The 383-nt window shown below is 82.8% G+C and carries 1 protein-coding gene; it reads right to left on the bottom strand.

All coding sequences use genetic code 11. The features are described 5' to 3' along the window. Positions 1-371 (bottom strand): hypothetical protein (locus tag AC0IVP_RS21830; RefSeq protein WP_471759270.1); only part of this gene is annotated, 371 nt, incomplete at its 3' end. Positions 372-383: the final 12 nt, after the last annotated feature.

The raw sequence follows: 383 nt of genomic DNA, 5'->3' as shown, positions 1-383 counted from the left end.
GCCCCACTGGACGACGCGCCCGTGGAGCCGGACCCCGCGCCGGCCCCCGCCACGGAGCAGCCGGCCGGGGGACCCGCCGCCGCCACACCGACACTCCCCACGGACGCGGTGCCCTCCGACCGGGAGGGCGGGACGACGGCCGCCGCCGCAGAGGACCCGCCCCCCACGACGCCGGCGGGCACCTCCACGCCCCCGCCGACGACGGCGCCCACGACCCAGCCCGACGGCACCCAGCCCGCCACGACGGCACCGGCCACGGCGGCGACGACGGCGGCGACGACGGCGCCCACGACGACCGCCCCCGCGAGCACGGCGGAGCCGACCCCGGACCGCGACCCGGCGCCGTCACCCACGACGGACGGGACGGCCACCACCCCCACCGC

This window comes from Klenkia sp. AC732 (assembly GCF_979256525.1).
Note: the sequence above shows the minus strand (reverse complement) of the source record. Positions and strands in the feature narration are given on the sequence as shown.